Raw genomic sequence first — 20,486 nt, forward strand, 5'->3', positions numbered from 1 at the left:
AACCGCTGATTGCGCAGCCGCGCCAAAATCCAGCGCTCAGCTATCAGAACTGCGCCTTCCACCTTCGCCTTATCTTTGGGTTTACGCGGACGGGCTGGAACAATCGCCGTATCGTAATGGTTGGCCATATCGCCATAGGTGCGGTTGATCGCCGGATCATAAAAACAGGCCTTGGTTACACCCGCCTTAAGATTGTCCGGTACCAGTTGTGCGGCCACGCCGCCGAAGAACTCAAACGCCCTGACATTACTGGATATCCAATCAGGCAGGCTCTGCGTCCAACTGGCTTCAACATAAGTGTAACTGGAGGCCCCCCCAAGGTGGCGACAAAAATTTGTGCCGTGCGCACCTTGCCGGACTTTGGGCAAACCACATCCACGGTCTGACCCGCATAATCGAGAAACAGACGCTCGCCCGCAGGATGACACTGGCGCATCACCGGCGACAGCTTACCTGACCAACGGGTGTAAAGTTCACAGTACCGGCTATAGCCAAAGCCGTCAGGATGAACCGCCCGGTACTCTTCCCAAAGCAACAGAGAGCACCACAAAGCGTGGGTATTTGCTGTTTTGGGCCATTGATGCGACGGTGTTAGGATGGCTTCACTCGGGGAAATTATCCAGCTCAAAATCCGCCTTTTAGGGATCAGCCCGATGATCTGGCGCCGGATCCTTGTTTCATCATCGACCACCCTGCACGAGTTGCACGGGATTTTACAGGTGGTGATGGGGTGGGATGGCATTCATCTGTTTCAGTTTGATATTCGGGCCGTCGACTATGGTTCTTGGGAACTACATATGGCGCGCCCGGATAATTCGCTGTGCGATTTCGGATTTCGCCGTAATGATCGGTTTTTCTACAATTACGATATGGGAAGTTACTGGCGACACGAAGTCCGTGTTGAAAGCTTATTGGATACTGATCCCAAGAAGTTCTATCCAATTTGCACCGGTGGAACATGCGCTTGCCCACCGGAGGATTGTGGAGGAGCGAGCGGGTTTCTAGTGCGCCGGGATGAGGCCAATGACTATGACGCGTGGCGAGACTTGGACCTCTTATCTGGCTTTGCGAAAGACCTTCTGGACTGTCGTGACACGGAACGAAGTCTGAGTGACCTGGACTTGGAGGAACTGCAGTTTGCCGTAGACCGAGTGAACGGCCGAGAGCCTTTCACATCCTGGCGTTTTTCACGCAAACAGTTGAATGCTTATTTTCGGGAGGGACGACATCGGGAGTTGATGCACCAGCAGTTGATCTGACCTGTCCAGAATCGAGCGATTTTGAACAGGTCGCGGGGCTCTGTTCAAAACTTAGCTTGACGGGGTATAGGACACAGGTAACATTACGGACACCTATTTCTTTACAGTGCACTGAGCCGATATGTCCAGAATATTTGCCTACGCTAGGGTGTCGACCTCCGACCAAGAAACACAAAACCAAGTCGCGGAGATTGAAGCGGCTGGGTTCAAGGTCGAACCACACCGCATTGTTACAGAAACTATCTCCGGGTCTGTATCCATTGCGCTACGCAAAGGTTTCGCCAGTTTGCTGGAGAAGCTGGAACAGGGGATGTGCTTATTGTCACCAAGCTTGATCGGCTTGGTCGCGATGCCATTGATGTGTCCAGCACTGTGGCACGGCTTGAGCAGCTTGGCATTCGCGTTCACTGCCTTGCTCTGGGTGGAGTGGATCTGACGAGTTCCGCCGGAAAGCTCACCATGGGTGTGATCAACGTAGTCGCCCAGTTTGAGCGCGACCTTTTGATCGAGCGGACACAGGCTGGTTTGGCGCGCGCAAAATCAGAAGGGAAGACCCTGGGACGCCCACCCGCTCTGTCTGGTGAACAACAAGACATCGTACGCCAAAGGCTGGCCAATGGCGAGAGCATCTCTGCTATCGCACGGGACATAAAGACCAGCCGGCAAACTGTCATGAGAGCTCGGGATGCTGCCGGGTAAGAAGGGCTAGTAGAGATGGACATTCAGGTAAGATAGCGATCACCGCTCCAGATGGGGAGATACATGAATTTAACATTGCCGCTTTTGAAAAGGGGCATGTAGACGCCGCGAGATCGGACTAACCATTGAGGAAAGCAAGGAGCTTTTGGTGAAACTGCAACGGGAAATTGTTGCGGCCCAAACAGCGGCGTTTTGCGCTGCACGTTCAACTTGCCCAAGTTGTGCAGCTAGACTTAGGCGAAAAGGCAGCAAGCGTATTCAATATCGAACCGTCTTTGGCGATATCACCATAAACAGCCCACGCCTCAATCATTGCGGATGCCAGCCAGGGTCTGCCCAGACCTTCAGCCCACTGACAGAACTACTGCCCGATCATGTCGCGCCGGAAATGCTCTGGCTGGAAACAAAATGGGCCTCGCTGGTCTCATATGGCATCACAGTAGATTTGCTTAAAGACGTACTGCCAATCGGAAGCGTCTGAATGCAGAAACCGTACGCAGGCATTTAGGGCGTGTTGCAAGCCGCATGGAGGCTGAGTTGGCCGACGAGCGGTACAGTTTTATCGAAACCTGTGCCTTTGATCGGGAACACCTGCCAAACCCGGAAGGCCCGATCACGGTTGGCATCGATGGCGGATATGTGCGATCGCGCGAAAAGGGCCAATCTCATTTTGAGGTCATGGTTGGCAAATCCATCCCCACAGACCAACCAGATCGTTACCTTGGCCTTGTGCAAAGCCATGATGAAAAACCAAAACGGCGATTGCATGAAGTCCTGAAAGAACAGGGTTGGCAAGAAAATCAGCAAGTCACATTTATGACCGATGGCGGCGAAACTGTCATCAATATTGCCCGTAATATGGCCCCTGCGTGTGAACATCTTCTGGACTGGTTCCATGTCACGATGCGCATCACCGTGATGGGGCAATATGTCAAAGGCCTTGCCCATCTGAACTCGAATGAGGCCGGGGAGATGGCCAGTGCGCTTCGTCAGATCAAAGGGTATCTATGGAATGGCAATCTGCATGATGGGCAGGCGGCCATAGATGATTTGGTCATGGACCTTGACGAAATCGAAACGGAATACGCCAGCATTAAGGCCCTACGAAAAGCAGCAGCCGAATTCCAGACTTACATAGCCAACACCGCCTGGATGATCCCGAACTATGCAGAACGACGACGTTACGGCGAACGTGTTTCTACCGGCTTTGTCGAAAGCACTGTCAATACCGTTGTCGGTAAGCGGTTTTGCAAACGCCAGCAGATGCGCTGGTCAAAAACCGGTGCTCATCTCATGCTGCAAACCCGGACACGCACGCTGGACGGCACACTGCGCACAAAGTTCCGGCAATGGTATCCGGGCATGAAGCCAGACGGGGAAGCAAAAATGGCAGCCTAATTGCCCCACGCTTTGTTGTACTCTCCTTTGAGGCAGACTCAAGGGTTTGTGAGGTCTGTGTTCCATTTGATGGAGTTGGTTTTACCGGTTCCTGACTTTTCAATCCTGTCGCGCCGCGCAGATGGCTTGAAACTTTCAAATCCCAAACCGCGAACGAACTCAGAGCCAGTAGAGCTGGTAATCGATAGTACAGGCGTTAAGATCTTTGGTGCCGGAGAATGGCAGGAAACCAAGCATGGAACCAGGATAAAGCGCAGAACTTGGCGCAAACTTCACCTTGGCCTTGATCTGAATACCGGCGAAATCGTATGTTCTGAACTGACCGAAGACAATGTTGGTGATCCAACCGTTGTGCCGGATCTGTTGGATCAGATCGAAGATACAGTTGCCACGTTCCTTGGTGATGGCGCTTATGATGGGGCGCCTGTGAGGCAAGAATTAGCAGACCGTTTTGAAGGTATCGAGGTCATCATTCCACCTCCCAAAACAGCTATCCCCGGCTCACAGGCTACGACCACTCCCACTGCTCGCAACCGGGATATTCTTGCATTCAAAAGAACGGCAGGATGTCTTGGCAAAAGCAAACCGGATATGGCCGAAGGTCTCGAGGCGAAACTTTGATGGGTCGCTTTAAGCAGGTGATCGGGACCACGCTCCGGTCACGAAAGTTGAACAATCAGAGGACAGAGCAAAACTTGGCGTCGCCGTTCTCAACACAATGACCGCCCTCGGACGCGCCACGTTCGAGAAGGTTTCTGCATGATCAGATGCATGGGATTGGGCAAGCTGCAAGCTAATTTCGAATTGTGCAACAGCGCCACGCCAGTGTGCCAGAAGCTAGAAAGGCCATCGGTAAATTCATCGCCTTTTATAATCAGAAACGCCCACATTCATCGCTTGACTGGAATACCCCGGATCAGGCTTACTTCAACCACCCGCAAGGCATAACTCAAGCTGCGGCGTAATCGGAGCCGATCTACTTATAAAACACGATCAACTGTCCAAACAAACGGGACCACCTCTCTTCAATCCAAACCGTGACATCGCCGCGACGACGCAAGCTTTCATTATACTTCGACCAGTTCGTCACTTTGTATTTGGCTTTGGCAAACTTATGTCGGCGATCAGCATTGGCTTTAAACGGCATGAAGTGAATCTTCATTGAAGGAAATATCAGCCGGAATATACGCCTGAAGCGTATTTATGCAACAGCGCCAATCAGAGGGCCGAAACAAAGATTGGCGTTAGCATTCTCAACACAATAACCAAACTCGGCAGGCCCGCGTTCGAAGCAACCCCATGACCTGAATTTACGGGTTTGGGCGTGCTTTAAGCTATTCACGACCCGTGCAACAAGGCCGGGTCAATCAGTTTTCCAGGTTATCACGAGCCTTGCAGAATAGCTGTGTCCAAAGGTAAGCCAATCTTAACCATCGGAAAACTTTGCGACACAACCCTCACTGGAATACCTCTTGCTTTACCCAAACATCAGGCATCCGAATATTATTTGCAACAGGGCCGTTATAATTGCGTATATATTAATTACACGTATAAAGTTTGGGGATTAGTTTTCAATGAAAATTACTATGGTACAGCAAATCGGATTGTATACCGCCTGCATACTCGGCACGCTGGCATGCTGGACCGTGTTCCCATGGGGCATTGTTTGTATCCCGTTCGTATATACAGTCTGTTGTATCGCTCCCATATTACCTATTATCAAAAACGACAAGCCAGAGAGCATTAACGCTACGGAGCTCAAAACCTCATTATTGATATTCGCAAGTCCGCTTCTTCCGATTCTACTTTTAGCTTTAGATAATGGCTTAATAATTCGCGTTGTCGATGTACTAATAAGTACAGTACAAGTCATGAATATTGCTGAAAATAGTACTGATCTTGATAAGTTATTAAAGGCAAACTCAGAATACCTAGGAAGTGTAAACCAAGCACAAGACATGATTTATCTTTTATTTTTTGGGTATTCTTCTGCATCTTTGATGTCTTTTTATACGATCAGACATGCGCAGTCATTCTATCGCACTTTGCTGTTTTACGCCAATGTAACAAACCCTAAAAAGGCATTAATAACATGTATTGTTATTATGATATCTTTATTGTCCTCCCTAATATGGATGGTGTCTGACTGCATTACCCCTCAACGATCTTCACTGCACGTAGTTGTTGACTTTTGCTATGCTTACAAGCTTGGAGACTTCTTCTTCCTTACAAACTTATTATTCGTATCAATGATCAATATTATCTTTTTTTGTTTTATCTCAATTGCGGTGATTGCCGCGACATGGAGTGAAAAGTGACTGTTACCGCAAATCCTATTTCAAATGAAGAATATGAAGGTCTAACCACCGAAGACAAGAAGAATGCTTGGACTGCAGTCGGCCTATCTTTGAATGCTTATTGGAGCAAGATCGATATTTTGCTTGAGAGTGCAATTCAAAATGCAACTAGTGAAAAGGTTATTGGTGAACTAGTTGAAATGCAAAAGTATGCTAGCAAAGCTGGTGCTGCCTTCGGTGTAATTTTCTCTGCTGTTGATGAATTTGTTCTTGATCAGACTGACCGTAGCGTAGAATGGAGCACCATCAGGGTTGCTGTCAGAGCGCTCATAGGCTGGGGAACCGCTGCTGGTACCGCGGCATTGGTTGGAGGGGCGGCAGGTTTTTCCGTCGGAGGCCCTTTTGGAGCAGGTGTCGGGATTGTATCTGGAATTGTCGCTAGCTTTGTCACCGACAACGCTGCCGTTTTCATTCTCGATTCTATAGAGAACTCGTTTGACCTTGAGTTCTTTGCTCAGGAAAAAATTCCCGAGATGTACGCGATACATGCTGGCTATGGTCATTTTGTTGATGTTCGCGAAGGCAACACAATCCATGTGAATGGCGGCCGCAAAGCACCGATGGTTGCTGCAGGAAGCGGTAACGATACCATTCATGGCTCTGACCAAAATAGCCAAGAGTACGGTGCAGACAATATCGACGGTGGAAGCGGTAACGATACGATTTATGGTCAGCGCGGGAATGATGTGCTGTACGGCGGCACCGGGAACGATACCATCTATGGGGGCGATCATGATGATGAGATCTTGGGTGGGAATGGAACTGATACCATCTATGGAGGAAGTGGGTCAGATGTGATCTACGGCGGAGAAGGGGATGATGTCATCTCTGGTGAAGGAGGTTCAAATTACTCTGATCCAACAGAATCCGATAGCGATGAAATTTATGGGATGGTCGGTGATGATAAGATTACGGTAGGTGTCGGTGATCATTTAGTCTTTGGTGGAGAGGGCAATGACGTGCTCGTTGGCGAGGAATCCAGCGGTGACTTCCATGGCGGAGCGGGTGATGACAAAATTACAGTAGAAGGTGCCGAAAGCGGGCAAACTCATGTTTTTGGAGATGGGGGCAACGATACCATTAAGGTTGGCAAAAATGTTGATCAGGTTGATGGGGGCGATGGCGATGACAAAATTGAAGTAACCGATACAGATGGTAACCGTATGGTCATAACCGGAGGGGCAGGCTACGACAACATTCATGGCTCCTCTGATGGTGAGGATATTTACGGTAATGATGACCATGACGTCCTTTATGGCCATGAAGGGAAAGATAATCTTTATGGCGGTGATTCCAGAGACACACTGGATGGAGGAGATGACACCGATATTGACCGCCTGATGGGGGGAGATGGAAGCGACACCTATTACGCTTATAGTAATGATATCATTGATGACTCCGATAATAGCGGAAAAGTCTTCTTTAATGGCATATTGCTAAACGGTGGGGAGATAAAGAAAGACTCCTGCGATGACGACGATGAAAAAAATAAGAGCGACGATGAAGACACGATCGAAGGTCGCAAAGGAGAAATCTATCATCGCAGCAATAGTGGCCTTACCGTCGAGTACAATGGCCAAAAGCTCACCATTAAGAGCTGGAGGTCTAACGGTGATCTAGGAATTTCCTTCGACCCGGAAGGTCCTGAAGGTGGCGACTCCTGCGATCCATCACCAGATCATTATGGATCTCCGTTGGTTCTTGATATGGACGGAGACGGCGTCGAACTGATTTCGCTTTCTGATTCAGTTTCATTTTTTGACATTGATAGTGATGGTATCAGAGAAAGAACCGGTTGGGTTGCAGCAGATGATGCTCTCTTAGCTCTGGATAAAAATGGGAATGGAGTCATCGATGACTCCAACGAGCTGTTCGGATATGGGGAAACTTTTTCTTCTGGCGACGATGATACGTTTTCTGGTCCTGGTGGTCTTAACATACGGTATGGCAACGGTTTTGATGCTCTAGCCTATTATGACTCAAACAATGATGGCAAGATTGATAAAAATGATGACATATTTTCTCAATTACAGATCTGGCAAGATGCAAACGGCGACGGCGTTTCCGACACAGAAGAGTTGAAATCTCTCGCTGAGGCGGGAGTTACCAGCCTGTCTTTGAACTCAAGTCCGGCGAACGAAAAGAATCAAGAGAATCTTGTAACAGACAAGGGAACATACTCTGGCGTAAATGGCGAACAGGAACTTCTCGATGTTTGGTTCAAGTTCAACCAATACGACATCAAATACGAGGCGATAAATAACGTCGGCCCCGCAATACTTGCACTTCCCAACCTATCTGGAGGAGGCCGTGTTCGCGATTTGCAAACGACTTGCTCGGAGGATCCAGTTCTCCTTGAGCTTGTCGAACGTTTTGCCAACTTAAGTATTGATGGCGTTGATCAAGTAAGTGATCTTGTTGACCAAATTTTGTATCGTTGGGCAGGCACCTCAGTTGATCTAGAGCCGAGTTCCCGCGGCACTCATCGTGGCGTTTTCGCGGATGCGCGGAAAATCTCAGTAATTGAGGCCTTTGCAGATACGGAGTTTAGGCAGCATGACAGCAAAAGCCCTCTCCCCAAGGCGGGTGCTGTACTGACAGACCAGTATGCGATGATCCACCGCAATATGCTGGCCCGATTGATGGTTCAAACCGATTTAGGTAGTGAGTTACTGCCTGAACTTCAGCTAAGACCTCCGCATTTTCTGATTTTGGAAGCAGAGGTTTCAAGCGATGTTGCATTGCAACGCCTCGCCGACAATGCGCCGGCGGGTTGGGCCGAGAAAATGGCCTTCTACCATGCTGGCTTGCAATTGTTCGACACCGTCTTTCTGTCGTTTTTCGATATAAAGCAGCTTGATAACGGGAAGAGCGCTTACAAACAGAAGGTCGAAGACATCTTGTCCTCAATCGGCCTTGACGTTCAATACGACGACTTCATGGTTTCCAATATCGGGGGGAATGGAGACGACAATATATTGATGATTACAACACCTGGAAACCAGTTCGGTAGTGAAAACTCAATCGCGATTGGTGGGAAAGGTGATGACAAAATCAAGCTTGGCAGCGGTCAAGATTATCATTCAGATTCTGGTGTAAATTCAGTATACTGGGGTAAAAATCAGGGCAATGACACCATTCTCATTGGAAATGGCTGGGACAAACATAAAGTTATACTTCCTGAGGTTGGCTTTGATGAATGTGAGTTTATTCTAAATGCAGATGGCGGTGGTTTCCGTCTGACCATAAAAATATCTGCAACAGGAGAAACTCTGACGATCGTAAGCGACTCGCTTAACGTCGCCAAAATGAATTTTCTATTCGAATTCGACGCTAATTTCACAAAGAATATTGTTGATATCATCGCCGAAAATAAAACGGTGACTGAAGGAGAAGACTTCTTAATTCAAGCGAAGAGCGAGGAGCTTGACGGTCTTGGAGGGGACGACCAGTTGGTTGGTTCTGATGAGAGTTCAACCTACAAGTTTGATCTTGGGTATGGTCATGACACTATATTCGACAGAGCGGCAGCAGGCGTCATAAATACGGTAAAGTTCGGCACGAATGTAACCCTGGATGACCTTGAATTTAGCTATTTGAGAGCAGGAGTTCACAACGACCTTCAAATCAAGATCTCAGGTACGGATGACAGCCTGACAATCATTCGTCAGATGAAGGGGCAATACCCTATTGTCGACAGGTTCGAATTTAGCAATGGCACAGTTCTGACGTATCTGGACATTGTAAACCTGCTCCATACTGAAGACGGTCAAATTGTCGGAACCGGCGGAAATGACACTTTTCACATGAACGCCACTGAGGATACGCTGTATCTGGGCGGAGATGGCGCGGATACCTACAAGTACTATGCGGGCGAAGCTACTCACTCAATTACTGAGGAGTTATATTCTGGCACTGTCGATCGCATTGTTTTCGACTCTCCACGGAGTCAAATAGAAGTAACCCAAGATGATGATTATTACTATTTCAGCATCAAAGACACCTCTGGAAAGCTTGCAGTTCAAAAGCAATACTCCGGCATAGACTACTTCAGATTTTCAGACAACGGAGCGGACTACAACCTCAAAGACCTTCTTCGAATGTTAGATACGACAGGCTTTGACAGTGGCGCTATTGTTGGCAGTGATGAGAGCGAAACGCTCAATGGTACCACTGGTGACGACATTATATTCGGGCTCCTAGGGAATGATAATATCTACGGCGGCGACGGCGATGATATTCTTTATGGCGGAGAAGGGACTGACACCCTTGACGGTGGAAGTGGTGATGACACCCTCATTGGAGATGGTGGCGTCAGTGATTTTGATGGCGGTGAGGGGAATGACCTGATTATTATTTCTGACAAACGTCCATCCTTCTTCTACGATATTGGCGACGGAGATGATGTAATTCTCCAGGAACGCTGGGTTCAAACTTTCTCAGTTTCGGTACATCTTGGCGACAACATTCTTCCGGAAGATCTTACATTTTCGTTCGTCGCGTTCGATAGTACTGCGTACAAAGGCAAGTACAGTTTTATTGATACGAACTGGGCTATGAAGATTGAAGTTGCTGGTTCAGGGAGCATGACCTTTGCCCTTGATAGCTTTGATAGCTTCAGTGTATTTGCAGCTGTCAACTTTTCAAACGCCAGTGGCGCGGATGAGATCTACTTCCGCGACATCATTGAGGAGTTGCGCAATTCGTCCGATGAAGATCAGGTCATCGTGGGGTCATTCCGTAGTGATGAGATTTCTAGCGGTAAGGGTAACGATGTCCTGGCAGGGGGCGGAGGTTCCGATACATTCAAGTTCGACGCTGGGGATGGACACGACACTATTGACGTGTCAGTTAACGAAACTTACGGCTTATCTGGTCGTGGAACCATCTCCTTCGGAGATGGTATTACCGCTTCGGATTTGAGTTTTTCTAGATCTGGCGAACAGTATCAAAACCTTACGATCACCTATAGCGCGACTGACTCTGTAACTATTGTCAATCAATATGCGGTCATTGCAAACTTTGTCGGAGTTCAATCTGAGAGCTATGCCTCCACGATAAAATTCTCGGATGGAACTAAGCTCGACTTAAGTGAGGTTGAGGCGGACTTAATGGTGTCGGGCTATGGCGATGATACACTTATCGGTTCTGGAGGTGCAGATACCTTTGCAGCAAGTGCTGGCAATGATGTGCTGCAGGGCTTGCATGGCGATGATACCTATCACTTCAATAGTGGCGCTGGTGAAGATCTCATTCTCGAAAACTCAGCAAACCTTCGTTACCAAACAAGTCATGTGGAATTTGGAGAGCTTCCTGTCGATACCTACAGGGAAATTGACAAGCTGGAGTTTGGTGCGGACATATCTTTTGAGGATTTGGAATTTGAGGTTGTTGGTGAGAATAGCACCGACCTGAAAATTTACATTAAGAACAGCTCTGACAGTATCACTATTAAAGACCAGTTGAACCCTCAGGAAAATTGGGGCCGTCTATCTGAAGTGAACATCGACGCCATAAATGCCGATGAACTTGGCCCGAATGGTGAGATCTCAAAAGCTTACTGGATGAAAAATCTTGCAAGCAGCTTTGGTGTGGAAGCTCTCTTTTCCAGCGGGATTGAGCGATTTATCTTTGCTGATGGTACCGAGTACACCCGCCAAGAATTTGCAACAAAAGTGGGATATACGGAACAAACTTCCGAGGGCTTCATTTTTACGGACGAAAACGGGGGTACTCTGGATGGCGGTGCCGGGGAGGACGTCCTTGAAGGGGGAACTGGAAACGATATCATCAAATTCGGAGAAGGCTATGACAACGATGTTGTTTCCGACGATGGAGGCTGGGACACCATCGAGTTTAATGGCGATGTATCCTTCGGTGAGATCGTTTTCTCGCGTTCGGGAGATGACGGCAACGATCTGCTCATAGAACTTGCCGGTGTTGCGCGCAACTCGATGCTTATCAAAGACCAGCTTGCAGATAACGGGAAAGAAGTTGAGCTATTTAAGTTAGCAAACGGAACTTATTTCACGAACAAAGACATCGAAACCATCCTTCTGTCTCAATCAATCACAGACACCGCTGACACTATTGTTGCGTTTAATGGAGATGACCATATTGAAGCCCGCAATGGCGATGATGAGATTGAAGCTCGCAGAGGTAACGATACCGTTGATGGAGGAGCTGGCACCGATACCGTTATTCTAAAAGGAAAAAAGGCAGAATATACGGTTACCCAAGATGGCACCTACACGGTTGTTGACGGACCGAGCGGAACAAAAAAACTTATCAATGTAGAAAAGCTTGTGTTCGTTGATAATGACGGCAACGAGGAAGTGTCAGTTCTTGTGGCAAACATCGCCCCAGAAGCGACGACAGCTCAGTTCACAAGTCTTGAAGACCATAATCTCGTTTTGTTTGTCAGTGACTTACTGAGTTACGTTAATGATCCAGATGGAGCAAACCCCGAATTGGTGTCTGTCAGTAATGCAGTCAACGGTAGCGTTGTGATTGACGCGGGGGTTGTGAAGTTTGTGCCACTGCAAGATTTCTACGGAACAGCTCAGTTTGAGTATACGATCAGGGATGCAGGTGGACTTGAAGCAACCGGCTCTGTACAGCTCACAATCTCAGCTGTGAATGACCAACCGGTGGTGGCATCCGTGTTGGTCGATCAAAGTACTCCAGAATCTGTAGCGTGGAATTATACAGTACCTGCTGAAACATTCTCAGACATAGATGGGGATAGCCTGGTACTGGCAGCCTCTTTGGAGGATGGAACTCCATTGCCGACGTGGCTCACCTTTGATGCCGTTACACAAACACTCTTCGGCACACCACCGCAGGATTTTGTCGGAACTCTAGATATCCAAATAACGGCATCTGATGGAACGGCGGAAGTCTCTGATACCTTTGAGCTGACTGTCGCAGCGACCAATGATGCGCCTGTGGTCGCAGTAGCTCAACAGGACAAAAGTATTGCAGAAGACACTGAGTGGACATACACGATACCGACTGGTGCTTTCACAGATGAGAATGATGATACCCTGACGCTAACTGCAACATTGGCAGATGGATCAGACCTACCAGATTGGCTTCTCTTTTTTGCAACCACTCAGACCTTCTCAGGTTTGCCGCCACAAGACTTCACCGGAACACTTGATATTAAACTTACGGCGTCAGACGGGGCCTCTGAAGTCGCAGATATTTTCCAACTATCCATCACTGCAACCAACGATGCTCCGGCAGTTGCTGTTGCTCAGCAGGACCAGTCTGTTTCTGAAGACACCGCCTGGTCCTACACAATACCGGGTAGCACTTTCACCGATCCTGATGGAGATGTCCTGTCTTATAGTGCAATGCAAGCTGATGGCTCGGCCTTACCATTCTGGCTGAGCTTTGATGCTAGCACCCAGACTTTCTCCGGTACGCCGCCGCAGGACTTCAACGGCGCACTTACCCTCAAGGTCACCGCATCTGATGGCGCGATAACTGTCTCCGACGAGTTCGTGCTCACAGTAACAGCCACCAACGATGCGCCAGTTGTGACAGTCGCTCAGGCAGACCAGTCTGTTGCTGAAAATACGACTTGGACCTATACGGTTTCGACTGGAACTTTTAGCGATGTGGACGGGGATTCTTTGACCATGTCTGCCTCTCTAGCCAATGGATCGGCGCTCCCAGCGTGGATCAGCTTTGATGCCAGCACCCAGACGTTCTCTGGTACACCGCCGCAGGACTTCAACGGCGCGCTTGCCCTCAAGGTCACAGCATCTGATGGCTCGGTAACTGCCTCTGATGAGTTTGCACTCACGGTGATAGCCGCTCAATCACTAGCGACAGCGGGTGATGACATCCTGACCGGAACTACCAATGTTGATGTTATTTCTGGCCTTGGTGGTGCAGATCAAATCAATGGCGGTGCCGGTGATGATTATCTTTACGGAGATGAAGGAGACGACACGATTTATGGAGATGCTGGGGCTGATACTCTATCGGGTGGTGAAGGCAATGATACGCTCTATGTTGATGCTGATGACATCTCTTATTCTGGTGGTGCAGGTACTGACACGATCATCTTTACTCAATCCAGTGATGTAAGCTATGCCGTGGCTCAAAACGGTTTTGAGAATGCGACTGGGGGTGCCGGGAATGATACTTTCTGGGGTAGTAGTGCAACGGACAATATCCTTATCGGAGGTGCAGGAGATGATGGTCTCCATGGTTATGGTGGTAATGATACCTTAATCGGTGGCGCCGGAGCAGATTACATGATTGGTGGCGAAGGCGATGACATCGTTCATGTGGACCAAGATGACACTTGGTATTCAGGCGGTGTGGGAACTGACACCATAAAGTATGTGGGAACTGGCGATTTTGAGTACTCACTCGATCAAGGGCACTTCGAAGTTGTCTTCTCCGGCGCTGGGAACGATGCCCTTTGGGGTGGGGATGCCGACGAAGAATTCCACGGCGGTGCAGGGAACGATGAACTCCATGGTGGGGCAGGGAATAACACCTTTTACGGAGATAGCGGCAACGATTACATCGTCAGCGGAGTAGGTGACGATACTATCCGGATAGAAGGAAGTGTCTTTGGTCATGATTCCGTTGATGATTTCACAGCAGGCGCTGGATCGAAAGATAAATTTATCTTAGACAGCGATGTGTTCGCTGATTTTGCCGATGTCATGAGCAAGGCAGAGGATTGGGGCGGTAGCACCACCTATATCACCCTCGATGATGACAATTCCATCACGCTGTACGGCGTACAGAAATCCGATCTTCATGTTGATGACTTCCAGTTTGTTTGAGTAATTACATGACATCCATTTCTAATAATACACCTCGGCGGCCATTGGTCGCCGAGGCTTTTGCTGCGTCCCGGTCCGGGTATGCAGGTGTCGGGGTCTTGAGTCTGGTCATCAACCTGTTGATGCTGACCGGCCCAATGTTCATGCTGCAGATCTATGACCGGGTGTTGGCGAGCCACAGTGTGCCGACGCTGGTGATCATCGCCAGTTTTGCCGGTATCCTGTACCTGTTCTTTGCTTTGCTTGAAGGCATCCGCGCCCGTGGGCTTTCGCGTATCTCGCAGGAGATCGACGCACGGCTGTCGCGCACCGCGTTCCTTGCCAATCTGCGCGTGCCGTTGCGCATGGGCAATGCAGGCAAGAACGTGGACCCAATCCGCGATCTGGAGACTATGCGCCAGTTCTGGGGTGGTCAGGGTCCAGCTGCGCTCTTTGATATTCCGTGGATGCCGATCTATCTGGGTCTGGTGTTTGTGCTTCATTTCTGGCTAGGCATGCTGGCTTTGGGCGGAGCTGTGATTATCCTCGCTCTTGTGCTGGCCAATGAGTTTATGAGCCGTGCACCAGCACGCGAGCTGTCGATGCAAAATGCGCAGCGCAGCAACACCCGCTCCGGTGCCCGCCGTAATGCAGAAGTTGTACGCGCTCTTGGCATGAGCTCCACGATGACCGCCAAGTGGGATGAGAGCAACGCCAAGTTCTATGATGCACAAACCAAGGCTGGCGATCGTGCTTCCTTGTTTGCAACAGCCATCAAAGCCTTCCGTTTCATACTTGGCTCTGCGGTTCTGGCTGTGGGTGCATGGCTGGCGATCCGCCAGGAAGTCTCTCCGGGCGTTATGATTGCAGCCTCCATCATCACCTCGCGAGCTTTGTCCCCGGTGGAGCAGGCTGTCGGTCAGTGGCGTATCTTTATCGCAGCCCGCCAATCTCGTGCCCGTCTTGAGAAAGCACTGGAAGGTCTGAACGAGACAGCACCTGAAACGGAATTGCCCCTGCCAACCAAGACCCTGAATGTGCAGCAGATTGCAACAGCCCCTCCGGGAGCCCGCGCGGTGACGTTGACAGGCGTTAACTTTGCGCTCAACGCTGGCGATGGTTTGGGTATCATCGGGCCATCCGGATCAGGTAAAACCAGTCTGGTCCGTGCCCTTGTTGGCGTCTGGCCAATCCTACGCGGATCTATGCGTCTGGATGGCGCAGAGCCTAACCAGTGGTCCGAGGATCGCCTCGGCACAACTGTTGGTTATCTGCCGCAAGATGTTGAATTGTTTGACGGCACCATTGCGGAAAACATCTCCCGTTTTGCACCAGAGCGCAGTGACGACAAGGTATTGGAAGCCGCACAGCTTGCCGATGTACATCAGCTGGTGACCAGCCTGCCAAATGGCTATGACACACAGGTCGGTGAAGGCGGTACGCTGCTTTCTGCCGGACAGCGCCAACGTATTGGCCTCGCCCGTGCACTTTACAACAGCCCGTTCCTGATCGTGCTGGATGAACCAAACTCCAATCTGGATTCAGAAGGGGAAGCAGCGCTCACCAGTGCTATCAAACTGATGCGCGAAACCGGTAGTATCGTGATTGTGGTCGCCCACCGTCCAAGTGCCATATCTGCGGTGGATCTGTTGCTTGTGGTCAAGGATGGTCAACAAGCCGCCTTTGGCCCGAAAGAAGAAGTCTTGCCCAAGATCAGTGCGCCAGCTGCCGCTACTGCCAAATCCGGACCGTTAAGCGTGGTGCCACATGTCTGAGCAAACAACACTTTCCAGCATTCAAAAGTCACGCCGTAAACATATGGGCTGGGGCATTGGCCTTGTGGGTGTTTTGGTGGTTGGCCTTGGAGGCTGGGCCTCTGTTGCGCAAATTAACAGCGCGATTATCACCTCCGGCTCCATCGTGGTCGAAGGGCAGGCAAAAAAGGTTCAGCATCAGGAAGGCGGCATCATCGGTGAGATCCTCGTTAAGGATGGCGATAGGGTCAAAGCTGGCGATGTCCTATTCCGTCTGGATGAGACGGTGGTCAAAGCCAATCTGTCAATCACCCGCAAACGGCTTTACCAGATGCAGGCGCAGGAAGCGCGGCTATCTGCTGAATGGCGCAGTAAACTCAAAGTCACCTTCCCGAACAAGCTTACGATCCTTGCTAAAACTGATGCCATCACATCTGCCACCCTTGAAGGAGAGCAGGCTCTGTTTGCCGCCCGCCAGCAAGGTATCAAAGGGCGCAAGATGCAGCTTGGCGAACAGGTTTCTCAGCTGGAGCAGCAGATTGTCGGGCTAACGGTGCAGCGCGACGCGAAGGCGGAAAGCATTGATCTGGTTACCCAACAGCTCTCGGACTTCTCCATCCTACTGGAAAAGCGCTTGATCAACGCCTCGCAAGTCACGGCCATCAAACGTGAACGAGCTGAGCTTGTGGGACAGCGCGGTGGGTTAATCTCGCAGGTTGCCCAGACCAAGGAAGCCATTAGCGAGAAGCGCATTCAGGTTCTACAGTTGGATGAAGAGTTCCTCGAAAAGGTACTCTCTGATCTTCAGGAGATACGCGCTCAGATTGCCGAGCTAGAAGAACAAGAAATCACCGCAGAAGATAGACTGAAGCGCATTGATATCCGCAGCCCGCAATCGGGCTATGTGCATCAACTTAACGTGCATACGGTTGGCGGCGTAATTGCACCCGGTGACATTCTCATGCTGGTGGTGCCAGAAAACGGCAAACTCATCGTGGAAACCCGAGTGGTTCCAACCGATGTGGATCAATTGTTGCCGGGGCAAAGCGCCTATGTGCGCCTTGCTGCCTTTGACCAGCGCACCACACCGGAACTGGGAGCGATAGTTCTTAACATCGCGCCAGACCTGACACGCGATCAGGTCACTGGCGAACAGTTCTATCTGGCCCGGTTGAGGATCCTGGAAAGCGAACTACCAAAGCTTGGCGGACAGACCCTCGTCCCCGGTATGCCAGTCGAAGGCTTCATCCAAACCGGAGAACGCACAGTCCTCTCCTACTTCATCAAACCCCTCCGCGATCAGATCGCTCATGCTCTCAAAGAGAAGTAGGGATTTGGTGTGTCGTAGGCTTTGCAGATTGTCGGGTCACCCATTTGTCAGGGAGTGTGACCAATGCGACTGCCCATAAGCGTCCGTAAGAGGGCCGGTATGCGTACGCCTTTACCTCGTTGTTTCACGTCGCTCTGTTTGGCAGAAATCCGCGGATTTGATATTCTCAAATAGATGGTACGAAATAATTTGCAGTGAAGGGGCGACTAACGTACATTTTAGCCATGAAAAACATCTTGATTGGCTATGCCCGCTGCTCGACTGACAAGCAGGACCTTGAAATCCAAAAATCATCGCTCGCGGATCTTGGCATCGATGCCAGCCGAATTTATAGCGATCACGGATTAACCGGCACCAACCGCACCAGGCCAGGGCTCGATCAGGCGTTAGCAGCCGTGCGCGAGGGGGACACTTTGGTTGTTGCGAAACTGGATCGGCTTGCCAGATCTGTACCGGACGCCAGATGGATTGCCGAACAGCTCACAGAGCGCGGCGTGAAGCTGCAGCTGGGCGCCAGCGTTTATGATCCGGTTGATCCGATGGGGAAGATGTTCTTCAACATCCTTGCCACTTTTGCCGAGTTTGAAGCCGATCTTATTAGACTACGAACCCGCGAAGGCATGAAGCGGGCAAGAGCGCTCGGTAAACTGCGCGGCAAGAAACCCAAACTCTCCGAGCTGCAACATAAAGAGCTTCGCCGGATGTACGATACCGGCGAGTACTCCATTTCCGATTTGGCGGAAATGTTTACCGTCTCCCGGCCAACAATTTATAGAACCTTAGCAAGAACTTCAAAGACCCAGCAGGTCTGAGCCATGTTCCAATAGGGAAGGGCACATTATAGAGTTATATTTCTATAACCAATCCTATATCCTTCATTTGGCGCACAAGGCGTTCTCACAGAGGTTCCCAAACAATGACTTCAGCAGAATCCCGATCGTACGGCTCCACGTTTTGGCAGAGGTCCTTCGCGCTCTTCGCTGTGATTTTTGGGGCGATGACTCTGATTTCCGGCGGGAGCGTCTTATTTGGGCCGGTGGAGGCTCAAGTGGCTGCGGGCGACTACATGCCAGTTGTGCTCTGGTTCAACTTTCTTGCAGGTTTTCTCTACATCGGTGCTGCAATTGGGATTTGGCTGCAGCGAAACTGGGCGCTTGGTCTGTCTGCGTTTATCGCAGTTGCAACGGGCCTGGTTGCCTTGGGGTTCGGATTTCAGGTTTCTCAAGGTGTGGCATATGAGATGCGAACTGTTGGGGCCTTGGCCTTACGGATAGGTGTTTGGATAGTGATCACTCTGACGCTAATGCGCAGTCGGCATCAAATGTGAGGCTCTGATAACGAAGTCAATCAGGGCCACAAGCAGCCACTCAGGTGGTTCCATCATGGGTTGAGCCACGCTCACCTGGAGGCTTCTACAGTAGCTCTTATTGGCGATATGGAATTACTCGACTGACCATTAGCTGCCATTCGCTATGTCTCTGAACATCCTTAGCCACAGCGAAGACACAACTTAAGCTTGCGTATTTTTGACGTGTACAATAAGTTTTTCTTGAACTTGAATGGGGCACAAAGTGCATCAATTACTCCACGAAGTAGCGTAGTGGTGACGGAGAGAAAATGACATGGCTAGATGCACCGCACCAGTAAGGGGGCATAAATCAGCGGCCGCCGCTGCAAACTGCCCTGCATGTGGAAGTCGCGGTCGCTTCGGCGGTTACGGTGGTCACAGCAGCTACAGTTCAAACTCGTACCCTTCATACCTCCCCTCAGGGAGCAGTAGCAGTCGGAACGGGGGCGGTTCGGGGAACCGTACCAAAAAGCCGAGCTGGTCTGGAGCGAGTTCGACTGCTTCGTACACGCCTGAACAAGTGCAGGCGCTGACACCGGTTAGAGAAAGCGTGGAGAACCTAGCTGTCTCGCAGCCTGACCTTCGTGACGTGTTTCTCTGCCATGCATGGGACGACAGGCAAGGTTCAGCGAAGGAACTGCATGATCTGCTTGAAGCGCGTGGTGTCCGCGTTTGGTTCAGCGAAAAGGACCTTGGCCTAGGGGTGCCGATGATGCGTGCAATCGACAAGGGCTTGGTGAACTCACGCATCGGTATCGTTTTGGTTTCTCCAGCCATGTTGCGGCGCCTCCCAGCTGAAGGTGTTGCAGATAAGGAGCTTTCAGCGCTCCTTCGACGTGAGCGTCTCATTCCTGTTATTCATGAAACGACCTACGAAGAGCTTGAGCAGGTCAGCCTCTTGCTAGCTTCTCGAGCAGGTCTGAGCACAACTGAAGAGACGATGGCCGAAGTCGCGACCAAAATCGCAGAACTAGTTGCCACTTAGTTGCGATAGGGTTGAAGCCGGAAATTGTAAGATGACAAAACACAGTGAACTAATCAATATCATTAACCATTGTTCTGACGCTGATAAGCTCGAAAATTGGATTACCAATGCTGAGCGCGAAGGGGCAGAAGACGTAGCGGACGCTGCACGGCGGCGATTGATTAAGATAGTAGCTGCAACTAACGATAGTAGTTCAAGTGATCCGGTGGTCTTGGATTTCTGGAAAAGCATAATTGCACTCGAGTTCGTATTGTCCGGAGAGCGAAACAAAACTATTCGCCTTAGTCGAACTCGTCAAAAGATATCCCGCGTGGGGGTTCACAAAACACTCACCGATTTGACGCTTAAAACTACACCGTCGGAAGGGTATAATCTTCTGCGTGATAGGGGCATGTTGGATTTGAGTGCCGAAGCTGTTGTCCTTCGTTTTCCAAATCAATTTGACAAAGAAGTCTTGCAGGCGGCACGGACCAAACTGGAACTACATGACGATGAGAATGCATAATTCGTTGCCATTGAGGGTTCAGCCAACAATTCACAAGTTCAATGGTCCGCTGTTGGCCG

General features: G+C 50.0%; 10 protein-coding genes and 5 pseudogenes. 13 read left to right on the plus strand and 2 right to left on the minus strand.

Features of this window, described 5'->3' with window-relative positions; genetic code table 11:
- A pseudogene (istA, locus tag BLS62_RS04570) lies at nt 1-535 on the minus strand (IS21 family transposase); the annotation flags it as partial.
- Between the two features lie 61 nt (nt 536-596).
- On the opposite strand from istA, the gene BLS62_RS04575 reads away from it, so the two are divergent.
- The 5 genes and pseudogenes from BLS62_RS04575 to BLS62_RS04595 form a co-directional block, all read left to right on the plus strand.
- Nucleotides 597-1,259 (plus strand): plasmid pRiA4b ORF-3 family protein, encoded by a 663-nt coding sequence (locus BLS62_RS04575; protein ID WP_093177576.1) that lies wholly within the window; start codon nt 597-599, stop codon nt 1,257-1,259.
- A gap of 121 nt (nt 1,260-1,380) precedes the next feature.
- A pseudogene (locus BLS62_RS32775) lies at nt 1,381-1,958 on the plus strand (recombinase family protein).
- A gap of 32 nt (nt 1,959-1,990) precedes the next feature.
- Nucleotides 1,991-3,356, plus strand: a pseudogene (locus tag BLS62_RS04585) (ISKra4 family transposase).
- A gap of 15 nt (nt 3,357-3,371) precedes the next feature.
- A complete protein-coding gene (locus BLS62_RS04590; RefSeq protein ID WP_280141823.1) occupies nt 3,372-3,977 on the plus strand; it encodes an IS5 family transposase in 606 nt (201 codons plus the stop codon).
- A 197-nt stretch (nt 3,978-4,174) separates the two neighbouring features.
- Nucleotides 4,175-4,321, plus strand: a pseudogene (locus BLS62_RS04595) (integrase core domain-containing protein); the annotation flags it as partial.
- 65 nt (nt 4,322-4,386) lie between these two features.
- On the opposite strand, the pseudogene BLS62_RS32095 reads toward BLS62_RS04595, so the two are convergent.
- Nucleotides 4,387-4,503 (minus strand): annotated as a pseudogene (locus BLS62_RS32095) (IS5/IS1182 family transposase); the annotation flags it as partial.
- 427 nt (nt 4,504-4,930) lie between these two features.
- Between BLS62_RS32095 and BLS62_RS04600 the strand changes: the two are divergent.
- From BLS62_RS04600 to BLS62_RS04635, 8 genes are all read left to right on the plus strand, one after another.
- Complete coding sequence (locus BLS62_RS04600) at nt 4,931-5,674, plus strand: hypothetical protein (protein WP_093177583.1); 744 nt, start codon at nt 4,931-4,933, stop codon at nt 5,672-5,674.
- Nucleotides 5,671-14,526, plus strand: a complete 8,856-nt coding sequence (locus tag BLS62_RS04605) for a putative Ig domain-containing protein (protein ID WP_093177585.1) — start codon at nt 5,671-5,673, stop codon at nt 14,524-14,526. Before BLS62_RS04600 ends, BLS62_RS04605 begins: the two co-directional genes overlap by 4 nt.
- Before the next feature lie 8 nt (nt 14,527-14,534).
- Nucleotides 14,535-16,280: a type I secretion system permease/ATPase gene (locus BLS62_RS04610; protein WP_093177588.1), complete on the plus strand. Its 1,746-nt coding sequence runs from the start codon at nt 14,535-14,537 to the stop codon at nt 16,278-16,280.
- Nucleotides 16,273-17,589, plus strand: a complete 1,317-nt coding sequence (locus BLS62_RS04615) for an HlyD family type I secretion periplasmic adaptor subunit (RefSeq protein WP_093177590.1) — start codon at nt 16,273-16,275, stop codon at nt 17,587-17,589. The genes BLS62_RS04610 and BLS62_RS04615 overlap by 8 nt, the downstream gene beginning before the upstream one ends.
- A 224-nt stretch (nt 17,590-17,813) precedes the next feature.
- A complete protein-coding gene (locus BLS62_RS04620) occupies nt 17,814-18,401 on the plus strand; it encodes a recombinase family protein (RefSeq protein WP_093177592.1) in 588 nt (195 codons plus the stop codon).
- A 104-nt stretch (nt 18,402-18,505) separates the two neighbouring features.
- Nucleotides 18,506-18,916 carry a hypothetical protein gene (locus BLS62_RS04625; protein ID WP_093177595.1) on the plus strand — a complete coding sequence of 137 codons (411 nt, stop codon included), beginning with the start codon at nt 18,506-18,508 and terminating at the stop codon, nt 18,914-18,916.
- Between the two features lie 571 nt (nt 18,917-19,487).
- On the plus strand, nt 19,488-19,922 hold the full coding sequence (locus BLS62_RS32780; protein ID WP_348271853.1) for a toll/interleukin-1 receptor domain-containing protein: 435 nt from the start codon (nt 19,488-19,490) through the stop codon (nt 19,920-19,922).
- A 31-nt stretch (nt 19,923-19,953) separates the two neighbouring features.
- The gene (locus BLS62_RS04635; RefSeq protein ID WP_093175420.1) at nt 19,954-20,427 is read left to right on the plus strand and encodes a hypothetical protein; all 474 of its coding nucleotides are present in this window, start codon (nt 19,954-19,956) and stop codon (nt 20,425-20,427) included.
- Nucleotides 20,428-20,486 lie beyond the last annotated feature (59 nt).

It is taken from the genome of Pseudovibrio sp. Tun.PSC04-5.I4 (genome assembly GCF_900104145.1).
In the GTDB taxonomy this organism is placed as follows: Bacteria; Pseudomonadota; Alphaproteobacteria; order Rhizobiales; family Stappiaceae; genus Pseudovibrio.